The sequence below is a fragment of the Porphyromonas sp. KLE 1280 genome (assembly GCF_000700805.1).
Taxonomy (GTDB): domain Bacteria; phylum Bacteroidota; class Bacteroidia; order Bacteroidales; family Porphyromonadaceae; genus Porphyromonas; species Porphyromonas pasteri.
Genome location: NZ_KL362963.1, coordinates 365123 through 381386 on the forward strand (window position 1 = coordinate 365123; position 16264 = coordinate 381386).

Sequence of the window (16264 nt, forward strand, 5' to 3'; positions counted from 1 at the left end):
GTGCTGACGCAGCGACTCTCAGAGTCCGTGAGAGAGGGCCCTGAGAGTCTACTGTCGGTGTCAGCGGTGCTTGCGCATATGATACATATCAAGAGAGGGCTTAGTGCTCCCAGGTCTTTGCTTCGGGGGCGAGGCTCTTGACGACGATGTCACGGCGTTTGCCTTCGTCGAGGAGCTTCTTCAGCAGGGAGGAGACGTCCTGAGCTGTGACTTCGGAGACCTTGACCTCCTGACCGGTAGCGGTCTTCTTGGAGAGGTCGGGGGCCTTGCCTGTCTCAGCGTAGGCATTCAGGAGGGCGATCCATACGCCGAGGCCCATGCCGTCACCGGCTTCCTTCGCCTCAGCCTCTTCGTCGAGGACCTGAGGGATGTGGACCTTCTTATACTCGTCGCGGTCGATCTGACCTGCTGCGATGGAGCGGAGGATCTCATAGGTGCGGGCCTTGAGGTGGTCGGCCTTAGCACGTGAGGTGATGAAGTGGATCGAGAGGCTCGTGCTGGCTACAGGGTCATCGGTGTAGTTCGTCTTGACGGCGATGCTGTAGGTACCCTGCTCCTTCTCACGAAGCTCGTCAAAGAGACGATTCTGCAGGAGGGGCTCCAGCAGACCGAGGGCGATGCGCTCGCGGTCGGTGAGCTTCTTATCTCCGAGGAAGGAGAGCTCTACTTCGCCCAGATCCCCCTCGGTGTCGACCTCGAAGGTACGCTCGATTACACGCTCACGAGAGCTATGGTCGCGGATCGTGTAGGTGCGACGTGGTGCCTTGGGGTTGCCAGGCAGGGCAGCCAGATAGGTCGTGACGATGCGCTTAGCTTCTGCTTCGCTGATGTCACCGACGAGACAGCCCGTCAGCTGTGAAGCGTCACCGAAGTGCTCAGCGTAGAGGCGGGGCAGGTCGCTCAGCTTCATCTTATCGTAGAAGGTATTGTCCTCACGAGGGTTGGCCTCGGTGATGGGGTTCAGCAGTTCGCTGATCTCGCGGTCGACGGCTTCGCGGCCCTGCTGGGGCTTCGAGTCGTAGATGTAGCGCTTACGCTGGAGCCACTTGTCGAAGATCTGCTGATCGAAGCGCTGCTTATTCAGCACGAGGTAGAGGTAGGAGAAGAGGTCGTCTACGCCGTCCGTCTTACTGCGTGCCTGCATCCCATCGATGTACTCGGTGATGGAGAGGTTGACCTCCATGGGGCGATTGCGCAGCCACTGGGCGAGCTGGTTGCGGTCGTACTTATAGAGACCTGAGGCCATGATGAGGCTCTGCATAGCCGAGAAGGAGGGAAGGTCGGCTGGCTTGACGATGGACTGACCTCCCTTAGCCGAAGCGAGGAAGAGGACTTCGCCCTTGAGCTCCTTGGCCAGATTCTTATAGATGACCTTCATGCCATTGGAGAGCGTCCACTCGGTAGCATCGAGTGAAGGGATCTTCTTCTCACGAGCGATCTTCCCTGCGGGGAGCTTGAAGTCGATGAGCTTCGTGATAGGTGCAGGCTCACTGCTTTCGGCAGCCTGTACGGGAGTGTTGTAGGCTGAGAGCTCCTTGAGGAACTCCTGCTCGGAGATCGCTGGTACGGAGGGGCTATTGGTGTAGGCGACGAAGGCGAGGTTGCGGTCACCCATCGCACGCTGCTTGAGCCATGCACGCAGGTCGTCAGCCTCCAGCTCGACGAGTGCCTCGAGGTTGTCCTCGAGCTGCTGGCGGAATTCGCGCATCGGCGTACCGTAGAGGTAGTTGTTGCGGTAGATGTCGATGAAGTTCTGTGGAGTACCGAGGCCCTTGTCATCGCTCAGTACTTCCTTCATGCCATCATAGAGCTTCTGCTTCTCAGCCTCGAAGGCATCATCGCTGAAGAAGCCATAGGGCATCTGAGCTCGAGCGGCGAGGATCTGCTGGAGGGCAGTCTTGTCCTGACCCGAGTAGGGTACGAAGTCCCAAGCGAACTGCCCATAGCCACGTACCAGCGGTGAGTAGCTCACCGAGGCAGCGATATAGGCTTCCTCACCGCGGTTGCGCAGGCGAGCGAAGTATTGTGGTGCGAGGGTGTTGAAGAGCTGTCCGAGGAGGTAGTCCTTCGTAGCCTCTGCCGTGGGGCGATTCGTGGGGGGGGCTACACGCTGGTAGAGCCCGTAGGAGTGTGAGCGGTTCTCCTTATCAGTGAAGCGATAGTAGAGGGGCTGCGCATTGTCGTCAATCGCATAGGGGGGGCGTGCCTTAGCATTGCGAGGAGCGGGGAGTGAAGCGAAGAGCTTCTGCACCTTCTGCTCATAGACGGCGGGGTCGATATCCCCGACGATCATCACGCACTGCAGGTCGGGGCGGTACCACGTCTTGTAGAAGGCCTGGATATCGGGATACTTGAAGGTCTTCAGCACGTCGAGGCTACCGATGACATTGCGCTTGGAGTACTGCGAGCCATTGTAGATGACGCCGGCGATACTATCGCTGAGACGCTTGTCGATGCCGCCACGCTGGCGCCACTCTTCGATGATGATGCCGCGCTGCTTCTCCGTATCCTTTTCGGTAATGGAGATGCCACTGCACCAGTCCTTGAGGATGAGGAGCACGGAGTCGGTGAGGCCCTTCTCTGTCGTAGGGACATCCATGATGCTGTAGCGCGTGTCGTCCGTACCCGTGCGTGCGTCGAAGCTGTAGAGCCCACGCGTACGCAGGTAGTTCATCACGCCCCCAGGGAAGTGCTCGGTGGCTTCGAAGGCCATGTGCTCGAGGTAGTGGGCAAGACCATTCTGCTTGTCATCCTCGAGGATCGCCCCGACATTCTGTAGGAGGAAGAAGTGTGCCGTACCCTCGGAGGCACCCGCATCACGGCTGATGTAGTACGTCAGCCCGTTGGGGAGACGGCCTGTGCGGAGGGTAGATACTTGTGCGGATAGTTGGGTGTAAGAAAGCCCTCCCAAGGCAGCTGCTATCAGGAGGCTTTTAGCGAGTCGAGTCGCGCGTGGTGTCTTAGTCGTCATCACGTATTCGGGTCTATTGATCAGGTTACGTCAGTATAGTATAGTGGGAGGACGCTCCTCCCCCGAGTTCAGAGTAAGGCGGTCTCCCGCCACTCATAAAACGCTCCAAATGTACATAAAGTGCCGCAATACTCGTACTAAGGCGCACTAATATGGTATGAGATGCGATAAATAGAGGCTATCGGCGTGCTGCGAAGAAGCGCTGCATCAGCTCGCGCGCCTCGTCGGCAAGCAGTCCTCCACGTATCTTGGTACGACGGGGGAAGAGGTCGGGCGCATAGTGTCGGTAGCCGAACTTCTCCTCTCCTGCACCATAAATAATCTCCCCTAAGCGAGCCCAAAAGAGCGCCCCAGCACACATCACGCAGGGCTCCACTGTCACATAGAGCTGGCAGTCGGGGAGGAACTTACTACCCATATACTCCGTGGCGGCTGTCACTGCCAGCACCTCGGCATGGGCTGTGGGGTCACTGAGGCGCTCGACCTCGTTGTGTGCTCGGGCGATGATCTGCCCACGGCAGACGACGACAGCACCGATGGGTACTTCGCCCGCTTCGTAGGCCAAGGCTGCCTCATCGAGGGCCTGGCGCATGAAGTATTCGTCAGAATAGGGGAGGATGGTGCTCATCACTGCATCTCAGCTTCGTCGAAGAGGAAGGGCGCATTGCGCTCATGCTCCGTGATGACCTCGGCCATGATGACCTCGCGCATCCAGCCTGTGCGGCTCACGATACGTCGGCTCTCACAGTGGTCGATGATCGCCTTGTACTCGCGCTCGTTGAGGGTGAGCGTGAGGCGGTGCGTACGTCGGAGGCGTGGGCGTGGGGGCAAGGCCCGTTTCTTGGCCATGGCGTGCTGAGGGGAGGCGTGCTATTGAGGGATGATGACGTGCAGCGAGTGGGGGCGCAGCTTGATGTCGATGGTGGTACCCAGCTCGAGGGGCTCACCGTCGATATGTACGGCGCCTGCTGTGGGGCGCTCGATGCGGAGCGACTTGATGCGCTCGGTCTCGTAGTGCTTGTTGTCAGCGAGCTTGCCGAGCATGAGGTCACCTAAGACCACAGCTGCCTCGAGGATGGGGAAGGGGCGTATGATCGCCAGATCCAGCAGGCCGTCTGACAGGTCTGCCTCGGGAGCGATGTAGGCATTGTTCCCGTACTGCGTGGCGTTCGCCACGACGAGGACGAAGGCCTCCGTCTCGAGGGTGCGCTCACCGTCGTTGATGTCGAGGCGATAGGTCTCGGGCTTGAAGGAGCGGTACTCCTCGATCATGGTGCGCAGGTAGGTCACGGGGCCACGTGTGGAGGCCTCGGCGAAGGACCTACTGACGGCAGCGTCGAAGCCCATCCCGCAGGTGCAGAAGAAGGGGCGTCCGTTGAGCTCGCAGCTGTCGATGGCGATACGGCGACCGCTGACGAGCTGCTGGATGACCTGATCGCTCTTCATCGAGAGGCCGAGCGTGCGTGCCAGACCATTGCCCGAGCCCTTCGGTACGATGCCGAGAGCCGTCTGGCTCCCGACGAGGCCGCGTGCGACCTCATTGACCGTGCCATCACCTCCGACGGCTATGACGTGGTCGTAGCCTTCGCTGGCGGCACGTCGGGCAAGCTCTTCGGCGTGCCCCGCGGCCTTGGTGTAGGTGAGGAAGAGTTCGTACTCCGATGCGTTGTAGGCTTGGCCTAAGAGATCGGGGATATTTTTCTTCGACCCCGTACCAGAGATGGGGTTGATGATGGCAAGGACTTTCTTCATCGTACGGGGTGATTAGCTAAGCGCTGGAAGGCGAGCTCCTCGTACTTCGTGCCGGGGCGCCCGTAGTTGGCGAAGGGCAGAATGCTGATACCACCGCGTGGGGTGAAGTCCCCGACGACCTCGATGTATCGTGGATCCATAAGCTCGATGAGGTCCTTCATGATGATATTCACGCAGTCCTCATGGAAAGCCCCATGATTGCGGAAGCTGAAGAGGTAGAGCTTGAGGCTCTTGCTCTCGACCATGCGTACATCGGGGATGTAGTTGATGTAGATGGTCGCATAGTCGGGCTGTGCCGTGATGGGGCAGAGGCTGGTGAACTCGGGGCAGTGGAAGCGCACCCAGTAGTCGTTGCCCTGATGCTTGTTGGTGAAGGCCTCCAGTACCTCAGGAGCGTAGTCCTGGCTGTACTGGGTGGTCTTCGATCCGAGGAGGGAGAGTTCGTTCTCTCCGTCACGTATGCTGGCCATAGGGTAGTCTGTGATGATGGGTTAGTAGGCGCGGGCGAAGAGGACACGCTGAGCCGAGGGCTTGCCGGTGACCATGCACTTGCCTGGAGTCTTGTCGCCCTCGAGAGGGATACAGCGGATCGTAGCCTTCGTCTCGGCCTTGATCTTCTCTTCGGTCTCGGGAGTACCATCCCAGTGAGCGAGGATGAAGCCACCTTCCTCGATCTTCTCCTTGAATTCCTCATAGGTATCGACCGTGATGGTGTGGCTCTCGCGGTAGTCGAGCGCCTTCTGGTAGATGTTCTGCTGGATCTCGTCGAGGAGCTGAGCGATGTGATCGGCGATGCCGTCGAAGGCGCAGGTCTCCTTGGTGAGCGTGTCACGGCGAGCGACTTCTACCGTGCCGTTCTCGAGGTCACGGCCACCGAGGGCCAGGCGTACGGGTACGCCCTTGAGCTCGTATTCGGAGAACTTCCACCCGGGCTTCTTGTTGTCTGCGTCGTCGTAGCGCACACGGATGCCGCGCTTCTTCAGCTCGGCGATGAGGGGCTCTACGTGGCGGCCGATCTCGTCACGCTGCTCGAGCGTCTTGTAGATGGGGACGATGACGACCTGATGAGGGGCAAGCGTTGGGGGGAGGACAAGACCGTTGTCATCGGAGTGGCTCATGATGAGCGCACCCATCAGACGGGTCGATACGCCCCATGAGGTAGCCCATACGAGCTCCTGCTGGCCGTCCTTGTTGGTGAAGGTGACGTCGAAGGCCTTGGCGAAGTTCTGCCCAAGGAAGTGTGACGTACCGCTCTGCAGCGCCTTGCCATCCTGCATCAGTGCCTCGATGGTGTAGGTCTCTACGGCACCGGCGAAGCGCTCGTTGGCGCTCTTCACACCGACATGCACGGGGATAGCGAGGAAGTCACGGGCGAAGTCGGCGTAGACATTGACCATGCGTACTGCTTCTTCTTCGGCCTCCTCACGGGTAGCGTGGGCGGTGTGACCTTCCTGCCAGAGGAACTCAGCGGTGCGCAAGAAGAGGCGTGTGCGCATCTCCCAGCGTACGACGTTCGCCCACTGGTTGCAGAGGATCGGCAGGTCACGGTAGGACTGGATCCAGCCCTTGTACGTATTCCAGATAATGGTCTCGGAGGTAGGGCGCACGATGAGTTCTTCCTCGAGCTTAGCCTCAGGGTCCACGACGACGCCCCCGTCAGGGCTGGTCTTCAGGCGGTAGTGGGTGACGACGGCACACTCCTTAGCGAAGCCCTCGACGTGGTCGGCCTCCTTGCTGAGGAAGCTCTTCGGGATGAAGAGGGGGAAGTATGCGTTGTAGTGACCTGTTTCCTTAAACATGTCATCGAGCTGGCGCTGCATGCGCTCCCAGATAGCGTAGCCGTAGGGCTTGATGACCATACAGCCGCGCACGGCGGCGCTCTCAGCTAAGTCTGCCTTGATGACGAGATCCTGATACCACTGGGAGTAATCCACGCGGCGGGGAGTCAGTTCCTTGAGTTCTTTTGCCATTATGATTATGTGTCGTTATCTATCTCTATGTTTATGAGTTCACAAAGATACTAAAACCAAGGGAGTGGCGGCGGGTAGCGCTCTGGGTCTCACCAGAGGTCAAACCACCCGCGAGGGGGTATGCTATAGCCGATGGGCCAAGCATACCCCCTCACGGGATCGAGTGGAGGACGGATTGGTGTGGTGTACGCCTATCGCCCTAATGGGTTGGTGAAGACAAGGCCTACGCTGGGATAGACCCCGACATTCGTATTCTTCCCGAGTATGCTCCCTGTGTAGGCATCGGGGCTAAATGTCCCCCGCCAGCCGAAGGAGCTATAGGTGCTTAGCCCGACCTGCAAGCCGATAGCATGGTAGGGCGATAGGCGGTAGCCCAGTGTCAGGCGGTAGGTGAGCCCTATCCCCCAGGCATTCGCCTTGGTCTCGTCTCGGCTCCCCCAGGCTTGTGCTAAGCCGTGGGTGTAGGTGAGGCCCACGCTGAGGCTATTTCGCAGGAAGAAGCTCGGCCTATTGAGTGGGCTTACCTTCGCCCAGGCCAGCCCCACATAGCTCTGCTGGATACGCGTCTCTGCGGATAAGTCTGCGAGCGACCGGCGCCACTGCAAGCCCTGTGCTTCTAAGCCGATGGCCTCCCCTGGCTTGTACTGTAGGAGGAGCTGTGTATGTAGGGCGGGACGTAAGCCAAAGTATTCGGACTGATACTTTAAGCCGAAGGGAGAGATATTCATCCCTGTGTTCCACACGGTGGAGAGACCGATCTCGGTTGTCAGGGTAGGCTTCTGCGACTCTTGAGCTGCTGCGGAGGTAGCTACTACAGACGTAGCGAGGAGCACTCCAGCTAATCTCTTGAAGTTAGCCATAGGGAGTACGAGCTTTCTCATAGGATTGAGTACTATTAGGGTTGGTGATGAGGTCACCTGAGGTTGCATAGTCCCATCGGTGTGTGCCGTAGGGATGGGGTGTTCGTATGACTTGTTAACGGCAGGCGGTGCTTGCTTCTCACGGTCCTTCTGGTGGGTGACCTCATAGCGCCTTCAGGAAAGGGAAGTAGTGTATCGTCTGAGAGCGAAGGTAGAGATTTTTCTCACGCAAAACGATGGGCATAGGGTAGAGGTGCGGATTCTCGCCCTTCAGCGGGTCTGTGGTGTGGCGGAGAAAGCCCTGCGTTGGTACGGCTGTGAGGGGCGAAGTGGTGCTGTAATTAGCTTGAAACAAGCGAGGAAAAGTTGCGGAGGAGTAGAGGGAAAGTTGCGAAGCACCATGCCTATTCTTTCGTCTACGTGCGAGGACTTAAAGACTACGTGCCGAGATGATAGGATTTACGTGCCTGGCCCTAAAATCCACGTGCGTAGACGAAAGAATAGGTGTAGTGCTTCGGGTGAAATTCTCGCGGCGCTCCGAAGAAAGGCCGTGCTACTTCGCGCCTTTTCCTCTACACCTTCGGGGGGCTACCTTGTATAGCTACTCGGAAGGGGACTGTATGGCCTTGTCGTCGCACCCCTTCGGGAGGGCGGTCTGTCGTCGTGGAGTGAGGGGCCAGTGGCATAGGGTGGTTTTCGTATCTTTGTAATTATAATAGATGTACTAATCATTTTACTCACCTCAAAAACAACAGAAATATGTCAGAGATGAAGAAGCTACGTGCCGCTGTCGTCGGCTACGGAAATATCGGTCGCTACACCATCGAGGCTCTCGAGGCAGCACCCGACTTTGAGATCGCAGGTGTCGTGCGTCGTGACCCCTCGAATGTCCCCTACGAACTCCGTCCCTACCACGTCGTCAGCCGCATCGAGGAGCTGGAGGACGTCGATGTAGCTATCCTCTGTACCCCTACGCGTCTGGTAGAGGCTACCGCTCAGCAGATCCTCCCACTGGGCATCCACACGGTCGACAGCTTCGACATCCACACCGATATCCTGCAGCTGCGTAAGAACCTCAGCGAGACCGCCCGTGCCCACGGTGCCGTCTCCGTCATCGCCTCGGGCTGGGACCCAGGGAGTGACTCGGTCGTCCGCACGCTGATGGAGGCTATCGTCCCCAAGGGGATCACCTATACCAACTTCGGCCCAGGTATGAGCATGGGCCACACCGTCGCCGTGAAGGCCATCGCAGGTGTCCGCAAGGCCCTCTCGATGACGATCCCCACGGGCACGGGTATCCACCGCCGTATGGTCTACATCGAGCTGGAGTCTGGCTACAAGGCCGAGGAGGTCATCCAGGCGATCAAGTCGGATGCGTACTTCGTCCATGACGAGACGCACGTCACCGTCGTCGATGACGTCGACCAGCTCATCGATATGGGCCACGGCGTACACATGACTCGCAAGGGCGTCTCGGGCACCACGCAGAATCAGCTCCTCGAGTTCAACATGAAGATCAATAACCCCGCTCTCACCGCTCAGATCCTCGTCGCCGTAGCACGTGCTACGCGCCGTCTGGCTCCTGGCTGCTACACGATGCAGGAGATCCCTGTCATCGACCTGCTCCCTGGTGAGCGCGAGCACTGGATCGGCAAGCTCTGCTAATCCTTTATTTCCCCTCTCTCTCAAGCCCCTTTAGCCTATGCTTAGTGCCATCACTTGGGACGTCGATCCCGTCATCATAGATATCTTCGGCCGCGGTATCCGCTGGTACGGCCTCCTCTTCGCCCTTGGGCTCCTGATCCTCGGCCCGATGATCGAGGAGCGTATCTGGAAGCGTGAGCGCCTGCCGGAGGAGTGGATGAACTCCCTCTATATCTATGTCGTCCTCGGCACCGTCATCGGGGCGCGACTGGGGCACGTCCTCTTCTACAATCCCTCCTACTACCTTGCCCACCCTGGGGACATCCTCAAGGTGTGGGAAGGTGGCTTGGCGAGCCACGGGGGGACCATCGGGATCATCCTCGCCGTATGGATCTACTCGCGCCGTGTGACGAAGAAGTCCATCCTCTGGACGCTCGACCGTCTGGCTGTCCCCACGGGGCTGGCTGCGGCACTTATCCGTATGGGGAACCTGATGAATAGCGAGATCTTCGGCCGCCCGACCGATGCACCTTGGGGCTTCATCTTCCCTCGCGCCTCGGAGTTCGCTGGCTACGCTGAGCGCGGTATGGCGATCCCCGCCTGCCACCCGACACAGATCTACGAAGCGCTGGCTTACCTCCTCGTCTTCGCCCTGTGTATGTATCTCTACTGGGTGCGTGACGCTGCTCGCCGCTACTCGGGCCTCATCCTCGGCTACTTCCTGACGGGCGTCTTCGGCTTCCGCTTCTTCGTCGAGAGCATCAAGAACGTACAGGAGGCTTGGGAGGTCAATATGGTCGCCAGCTACGGTATCAATATGGGGCAACTGCTTAGCATCCCCTTCGTCGTGGCAGGCATCGCACTCATCGTCTACGCCTACCGCCATCCGCTCAGTCCTGAGCCCCTTGACAAAAAGAAAAGCTAACAACATAGAGGCGCTCCCCGAGTCCTGACGACTGCGGGGGAGCGCCCCTTCCTTGTCTTATCCATACTATTACACCCTATCACTACACTACGGACTATGTACCAAGTACCTCAGATCACTGACTCCGTCTACTACGTCGGCGTGAACGACCGCATGAAAGAGCGCTTCGAGAACGTCTGGTCGATCCCCTCGGGCGTGGCTTATAACGCTTATCTCATCGTAGACGAGAAGACTACCCTCATCGATACGGTCGACGTCTGCTACTCGGATGTCTTCTTCCACAAGCTCGACCTCATCCTGCAGGGCCGTCCCGTGGATTATCTGATCATCAACCACATGGAGCCTGACCATGGTGGCTCGATCGGTCTCCTGCGTCAGCGCTACCCCGACATGCAGATCGTGGGGAACAAGAAGGCCTTCGATATGCTCAGTGGCTTCCATGGTATCACGACGGGCCTCCACGAGGTCAAGAGTGGCGATGCGCTGCGTATCGGTAGCCATGAGTTCTCCTTCCTGATGGCTCCTATGGTACACTGGCCCGAGGTGATGTTCACCTACGAGCAGTCCAACCGCCTCCTCTTCTCTGCTGATGCCTTCGGCTCCTTCGGCGCGCTGAGTGGGCATATCTTCGATAGCCACCTCACCGACCGCCAGTCCTACCTCGATGAGATGGTGCGCTACTACGCCTGCGTCATCGGGAAGTACGGCCCCTTCGTCAAGAAGGCGCTGGCCAATATCGACAAGCAGGGCCTCGACATCGAGTATGTATGCCCCTCGCATGGTGTCATCTGGACGCGTGAGGGCTTTGCCGATGCTCGCGGACTCTACGACCGCCTCTCGAGCAACGAGACCGAGGAGGGTGTCGTCATCCTCTACGGCTCGATGTACGGCAATACCGAGCAGCTGGCCGACATCCTCGCACAGAGCCTCGCTGCCTCAGGCGTGAAGTCCATCGTCTGTCACAACGTCACCAAGAGCGACCCCTCGGTCATCCTGCGTGATGTCTTCCGCTACCGTGGTCTCATCATCGGTAGCCCCACCTACTGTGGTGAGCTCTTCCCCCCCATAGAGAACCTCATGAACCTCATCCGCATCCGCGATGTCAAGGACCGCATCTACGCGGCCTTTGGCTCCTATGCGTGGGCTCCCGCCGCCCTCAAGCGCCTCCGTCCCTTCGCCGAAGAGATGAAGTGGGAGGCTGTCGGTGAGGGCTTCGAGCTGAAGATGGCGGACCTTCCCTCCGTCATCGGCGCAGCTTGGGACCTCGGCACGCAGATGGCCGAGCGCCTCAAGGCTTAGTCCCCCCCTAATTCCAATTTGCATATCAATCCATCAATTTCTAAACACAGATCGCATGCGTCTAATCATCCAGCCCGACTATGTGGGCATCTCCCAGTGGGCAGCGGACTATGTAGTCCAGAAGATCAATGCTGCCGCTCCTACGGCTGCTAAGCCCTTCGTACTTGGTCTGCCCACAGGCTCCTCGCCCCTCGGCATGTATCGTGCCCTGGTGGCTGCTCATCAGGCCGGGCGTGTATCCTTCGAGCACGTCGTCACCTTCAACATGGATGAGTACGTAGGTATCCCCCAGGATCATCCCGAGAGCTACCACACCTTTATGTGGAAGAACTTCTTCAGCCACATCGACATCAAGAAGGAGAACGTACACATCCTCAACGGTAATGCCACCGACCTCGAGGCCGAGTGCGCAGCCTACGAGGAAGCGATCCTCGCCGTAGGTGGTATCGACCTCTTCCTCGGCGGTATCGGTCCCGACGGGCACATCGCCTTCAATGAGCCAGGCTCTTCGCTCTCCTCACGCACCCGTATGAAGACCCTCACCACCGACACCATCATCGCCAACAGCCGCTTCTTCGATGGCGACGTGAACAAGGTGCCTAAGACGGCCCTCACCGTCGGTGTCGGTACCGTCATGGCTGCCCGTGAGGTACTGATCCTCGTCAACGGGCACGGCAAGGCTCGTGCCCTGCAGCAGGCTGTCGAAGGCTGTGTGAACCAGATGTGGACGATCACCGCTCTGCAGCTCCACCCCAAGGGCATCATCGTCTGTGACGAAGCAGCCTGCATCGAGCTGAAGGTCGGTACGTACAACTACTTCAAGGATATCGAGCGCCTCTAAGGCTCTCGCTTCCCCTGACTTAAAAGGCCTCACGCCCCATGACTATCCTCGGAGTAGTCGTGGGGCGTGAGGCCTTTGTATGCTGTCGTAGCGTCTAATTAGACGCGGCGGCAGCGGATGAGTACGTGCGAGCCGTCGGAGGCTGTCGTGCCGAAGAGCGTCTGCTCGGCGCTGTCCTTGATGCGGAGCTTAGCGCGCAGGGCTTCGGGACGCAGGGGGAAGTTGCGGCAGGTGATCTGCGCTGCACGGATCTCCCGACCGAGTGCCTTGAGCTGGGACGAAGCGAAGGGATAGACCGCCTCGACAGCGAAGACACGCCCAGGGAAGGGCGCTTCGGGGAGCGTGTCTGCCGTGTAGAGGTGGCTATTGGGGTGCAGGGCTTCGAGGCCGTAGACAGCACCGATACTGCGGTAGAGTCCCGTCTTCATCAGTGCCGCATGGGGCTCGAAGAGGTAGGCGCGGGGGCTCACGGCATAGCGTAGCTGGGCGCTCTCCTCATAGTGTAGTGCTTCGGGGAGGACGAAGGCAGGGGTAGGCTGCGTGGGATGCAGGTCTTGAGCGATGAAGGTCACCGCCTCGGGCTTTGCTTCGCCCGTAGCCTCAGCGAGGTCGATGAGGAGGAGAAGCTCCTTGGCTTCGCCACGTACCGAGACGACGTGTAGCTCCCGCACGCCAGCCACGGAGCGGAGCGTATGCACCACATCGAGCATCGGTGAGAGCTTGACAAGCAGGCGAGGGAAGGGGAGGGAGAGCTCACGATAGAGGGCGTGAAGCTCGGGGAGGAGCGTGTGTAGGCTGGGCTCACAGTCCTCGATGGCGTAGACTCTACGCGTCGTGTCCTCGCCCTCTCTGCGGGCGGGATCAAGGTAGATGAGGGTAGGCTGGTGCATGGTGATGAGCTCCCGTAGCTGGGGGATCGACTCACCGTGGATGAGCTGGAGCTTCGCCTCGGGAAGTAGGCGAGGGAGGTTCGCTCGTGCTGCTGCGACGAGATCAGCCTGTCGCTCGACGTAGACCCCTTGCCCCGTGACGCTCGTGAGTGCCCAGAAGTCCACGCCGAAGCCCCCCGTAAGGTCGATGAGGCGGTCGGTAGGCGTGGCGAAGCGTGCCTTATAGCGGGCGGCTTCTTCGCTCGAGCACTGCTCCAGCGTCAGGGATGAGGGAAGGAAAACCCCAGCCGTGTGCCAGCTGGGGAGCTTCCTTCGGAGGGCTGACTCTGCCGTCAGCTGCAGGGCAAGCGCAGTGCGCTCCTCGCGAGAGAGGGATCCTTTGCCGAGGAGGATCCTATCGGGGGATGTGCCCCGATAGGCCTCCTGCAGCGAGAGGATATGGTGTATGAAGTCGAGCTGTAGCGACACGACGGGTGGCTACTTCGTGACTTGGATGCGGATCTTAGCCGTGGGCAGGCCCTTAGCTGAGACGGAGAGGATAGCTTCGCCAGCCTTCTCATCGCTCTGTACGAGGGCTACGAGCTGACCGCTGAAGGCGTGGTGCTGGGGCAGGTGGAAGGCATCGAGTGAGGCGGGATTGCCCGATGCAGCAGCGCGGAAGGAGCCTGCGCCCGTGACCTTGAACTGCAGGAGGCGTGCGTCATCGGGGATGAGGTTGCCGTCCTTGTCTACGACACGTACCGTGACGAAGGCGATATCCTTGCCGTCGGCGGCGATGCTCGTGCGGTCAGCGATGAGCTCAAGGTGATGGGGACGACCAGCGGTGCGGACTACCTGCTCTGCGACAGCATTACCTAACTTATCGTAGGCAACGACCTTGACTTCACCTGGCTCGTACTTCGTGTCCATCCACATCAGGCGGTAGCGCTTCTGACGGGTGAAGGCCTCTTGGCTCTCCTTGTTCTCCGTAGCGTCGATGGTGATGCTGGTATCCTTCTTCTGGCGACCCTGGCTCTTACCGTTGATGAAGAGCTCAGCCTCGGGGTGGTTGGTGTACACGAAGATAGGGGTTACCTGCCCTTCGCGCCCAGGCCACGTCCAGTGGGGGAGGATGTGAAGCGTCTCAGCGTCCTTGTTCCAGTGGCTGCGGTAGAGATAGAAGCGATCCTTGGGGATCCCTGCCAGGTCAATAGCACCGAAGAGCGAGGAGTGGCTGGGCCATTCGCTGTAGTAGGGGGTAGGCTCACCGAGGTAATCGATACCCGTCCAGATGAATTCGCCCATACTCCAGTCGTGGTCCTCCTGACGGATGAAGTCGTCCTCGGGGAGGTTGCTCCAGCCGCAGTGCTCGACGTCGTAGCCCGAAGACTGATGGTCGGGGTACTTCGCCATGCTCTTGCGTACGACAGGGAACTTATACACACCGCGCGAGCTCACCGTGGAGCAGGTCTCGGAGCCGAGGAGGAAGCCCTGCGGCAGGACCTTGTGTGCGGTGTCGTAGAGGAAGGGACGGTAGTTGAAGCCCGGGATATCAAGGGTACCAGCCATACCGCTCTTCAGCACGCCGAGGGGATTGTCCATGCCGTTGGTGACGGGGCGCGTGGGGTCTTCGCGGTGGCAGATCTCCTGCAGACGGTAGGCGAGCTTAGCGCCTTCGAGGCTCGGCTGCTCGGGGACTTCGTTCCCGATGCTCCACATGATGACCGAGGGGCTGTTGCGGAACTGGTGGATGAGGTTCGTGAGGTCACGCTCATGCCACTCGTTGAAGTCCAGGTTGTAGCCGTTGGGCACCTTGGGCTGGGCCCATGAGTCGAAGCTCTCGGCCATCAGGGGCATACCCATCTCGTCGCAGAGACGGACGAACTCAGGTGCGGGCATGTTGTGCGAGGTGCGGATGGCATTGACGCCCATGTCCTGCATCTGGCGGATCTGGCGGCGCATAGCAGCCTCGTTGACAGCGGCACCGAGAGGACCAAGGTCGTGGTGGAGGCAAGCGCCTTGGAACTTCAGCTTACGGCCGTTGAGGAAGAAGCCTTCGCCCGCCTTCAGTTCGATGGAGCGGATACCGAAGGTCGTGGTGTCGCGGTCGAGTACACGTCCGCCATCGCTTAGCTCGACGACATACTTGTAGAGGTGAGGCTGGTTGATGTCCCAGAGCTGGGGGCTCTGGAGCTCGAAGCCCGTATGGCAGAGGTGTTCAGCACTAGAGCTCTGGATCTCCTCTTCGCACTGTGCGACGACCTTGCCAGCAGGGGAGAGGAGCTGGGTCGTCACCTGTAGAGGACGGCCAGCGAGCGAGCTCATCCCTGCGATGCGTGTACGGACATCCACATAGGCGTGGCTTGCCTTGGCTGTGGGGGTCTGGATCTGTGTGCCCCAGAGAGGGACGTAGACGGGGGAGGTGATGGTGAGGTGCACGTTGCGGTAGAGCCCTGCGCCAGGGTACCAGCGGCTGCTCTCGTGCTTGTTCTCCAGGCGGACAGCAAGCGTGTTGCTTGCGCCGGGACGAACGTATGGGGTGATGTCGAAGGCAAACGTGTTGTAGCCATAGGGCCAGTAGCCGACCTCCTTGCCGTTGACGTAGACGCGGGCGTGGCTCATCGCGCCATCGAAGCGGAGGAAGACACGGCGGTCACCGAGGTCTTGAGGGATGTCCAAGCTGCGGCGGTACCAGCCAACCCCTACGAAGGGAAGGCCACCGGTACGACCAGCATGCTCCATAGCTTCCTTCTGACCATCCTGCGCGATAGCCAGATGCTGCTTGTCGTTCTCAAAGCTAAAGGGCCCGTAGATCGCCCAGTCGTGGGGGACGGTGACACGGCTCCACTTGCTGTCATTGTAGTCGGGGGTGGAGAAGGAAGCCTGGTCCTGGCGGGTGAAGCGCCACCCCTTCTCGAGGAGGAGCTCAGAGCGCTGGGCCTGTAGCTGGTGGCTGAGGGCGGCACATAGCGCAAGGGTACATGCGGATAGTCGCTTCATGTGAGATGAGTATCTGTATTTCTATATAATAATGTACATGGAGAGAAGATGCGCCCAGAGTGGGCACGATCTCAAAAGTCAAAGATAAGCAAAAAGCCCCGACCCAGCCGCCCGTATGCCCTGCGACTAAAAG

At 59.5% G+C, this 16264-nt stretch carries 13 protein-coding genes; 4 read left to right on the plus strand and 9 right to left on the minus strand.

Annotated features, from left to right (window positions below; all coding sequences use genetic code 11):
* Nucleotides 1-100 precede the first annotated feature (100 nt).
* The 7 genes from HMPREF1121_RS05145 to HMPREF1121_RS05175 all read right to left on the minus strand — a co-directional run bounded on the left by HMPREF1121_RS05145 (nucleotide 101) and on the right by HMPREF1121_RS05175 (nucleotide 7574).
* Nucleotides 101-2971 carry a M16 family metallopeptidase gene (locus HMPREF1121_RS05145; protein WP_044115098.1) on the minus strand — a complete coding sequence of 957 codons (2871 nt, stop codon included), beginning with the start codon at nucleotides 2969-2971 and terminating at the stop codon, nucleotides 101-103.
* Between the two features lie 178 nt (nucleotides 2972-3149).
* Nucleotides 3150-3599 (minus strand): nucleoside deaminase, encoded by a 450-nt coding sequence (locus HMPREF1121_RS05150; protein ID WP_044115100.1) that lies wholly within the window; start codon nucleotides 3597-3599, stop codon nucleotides 3150-3152.
* Complete coding sequence (locus HMPREF1121_RS05155) at nucleotides 3599-3820, minus strand: hypothetical protein (protein ID WP_044115101.1); 222 nt, start codon at nucleotides 3818-3820, stop codon at nucleotides 3599-3601. The genes HMPREF1121_RS05150 and HMPREF1121_RS05155 overlap by 1 nt, the downstream gene beginning before the upstream one ends.
* A gap of 21 nt (nucleotides 3821-3841) precedes the next feature.
* On the minus strand, nucleotides 3842-4723 hold the full coding sequence (locus HMPREF1121_RS05160; RefSeq protein ID WP_044115102.1) for a diacylglycerol/lipid kinase family protein: 882 nt from the start codon (nucleotides 4721-4723) through the stop codon (nucleotides 3842-3844).
* The gene (gene queF / locus HMPREF1121_RS05165) at nucleotides 4720-5193 is read right to left on the minus strand and encodes a preQ(1) synthase (RefSeq protein WP_009432540.1); all 474 of its coding nucleotides are present in this window, start codon (nucleotides 5191-5193) and stop codon (nucleotides 4720-4722) included. The genes HMPREF1121_RS05160 and queF overlap by 4 nt, the downstream gene beginning before the upstream one ends.
* A 21-nt stretch (nucleotides 5194-5214) precedes the next feature.
* Nucleotides 5215-6693, minus strand: coding sequence for a proline--tRNA ligase (gene proS, locus HMPREF1121_RS05170; RefSeq protein ID WP_044115103.1), 1479 nt, complete (start codon nucleotides 6691-6693; stop codon nucleotides 5215-5217).
* A gap of 191 nt (nucleotides 6694-6884) precedes the next feature.
* Nucleotides 6885-7574 (minus strand): hypothetical protein, encoded by a 690-nt coding sequence (locus HMPREF1121_RS05175; RefSeq protein ID WP_044115104.1) that lies wholly within the window; start codon nucleotides 7572-7574, stop codon nucleotides 6885-6887.
* A 747-nt stretch (nucleotides 7575-8321) separates the two neighbouring features.
* Between HMPREF1121_RS05175 and HMPREF1121_RS05180 the strand changes: the two genes are divergently transcribed.
* From HMPREF1121_RS05180 to nagB, 4 genes are all read left to right on the plus strand, one after another.
* The gene (locus tag HMPREF1121_RS05180; protein ID WP_044115168.1) at nucleotides 8322-9218 is read left to right on the plus strand and encodes a diaminopimelate dehydrogenase; all 897 of its coding nucleotides are present in this window, start codon (nucleotides 8322-8324) and stop codon (nucleotides 9216-9218) included.
* Between the two features lie 37 nt (nucleotides 9219-9255).
* Nucleotides 9256-10122, plus strand: coding sequence for a prolipoprotein diacylglyceryl transferase (lgt, locus tag HMPREF1121_RS05185; RefSeq protein WP_044115105.1), 867 nt, complete (start codon nucleotides 9256-9258; stop codon nucleotides 10120-10122).
* 96 nt (nucleotides 10123-10218) lie between these two features.
* Nucleotides 10219-11421 carry an FprA family A-type flavoprotein gene (locus HMPREF1121_RS05190; RefSeq protein WP_044115107.1) on the plus strand — a complete coding sequence of 401 codons (1203 nt, stop codon included), beginning with the start codon at nucleotides 10219-10221 and terminating at the stop codon, nucleotides 11419-11421.
* A 55-nt stretch (nucleotides 11422-11476) separates the two neighbouring features.
* The gene (nagB, locus tag HMPREF1121_RS05195; protein ID WP_044115109.1) at nucleotides 11477-12262 is read left to right on the plus strand and encodes a glucosamine-6-phosphate deaminase; all 786 of its coding nucleotides are present in this window, start codon (nucleotides 11477-11479) and stop codon (nucleotides 12260-12262) included.
* A 98-nt stretch (nucleotides 12263-12360) separates the two neighbouring features.
* On the opposite strand, the gene HMPREF1121_RS05200 is transcribed toward nagB, so the two are convergent.
* Together HMPREF1121_RS05200 and HMPREF1121_RS05205 are read right to left on the minus strand one after the other, a co-directional pair.
* Nucleotides 12361-13620: a THUMP-like domain-containing protein gene (locus tag HMPREF1121_RS05200; RefSeq protein ID WP_044115110.1), complete on the minus strand. Its 1260-nt coding sequence runs from the start codon at nucleotides 13618-13620 to the stop codon at nucleotides 12361-12363.
* Nucleotides 13621-13629: 9 nt separating this feature from the next.
* Nucleotides 13630-16131: a DUF4982 domain-containing protein gene (locus tag HMPREF1121_RS05205; protein ID WP_044115111.1), complete on the minus strand. Its 2502-nt coding sequence runs from the start codon at nucleotides 16129-16131 to the stop codon at nucleotides 13630-13632.
* Between the last annotated feature and the right edge of the window lie 133 nt (nucleotides 16132-16264).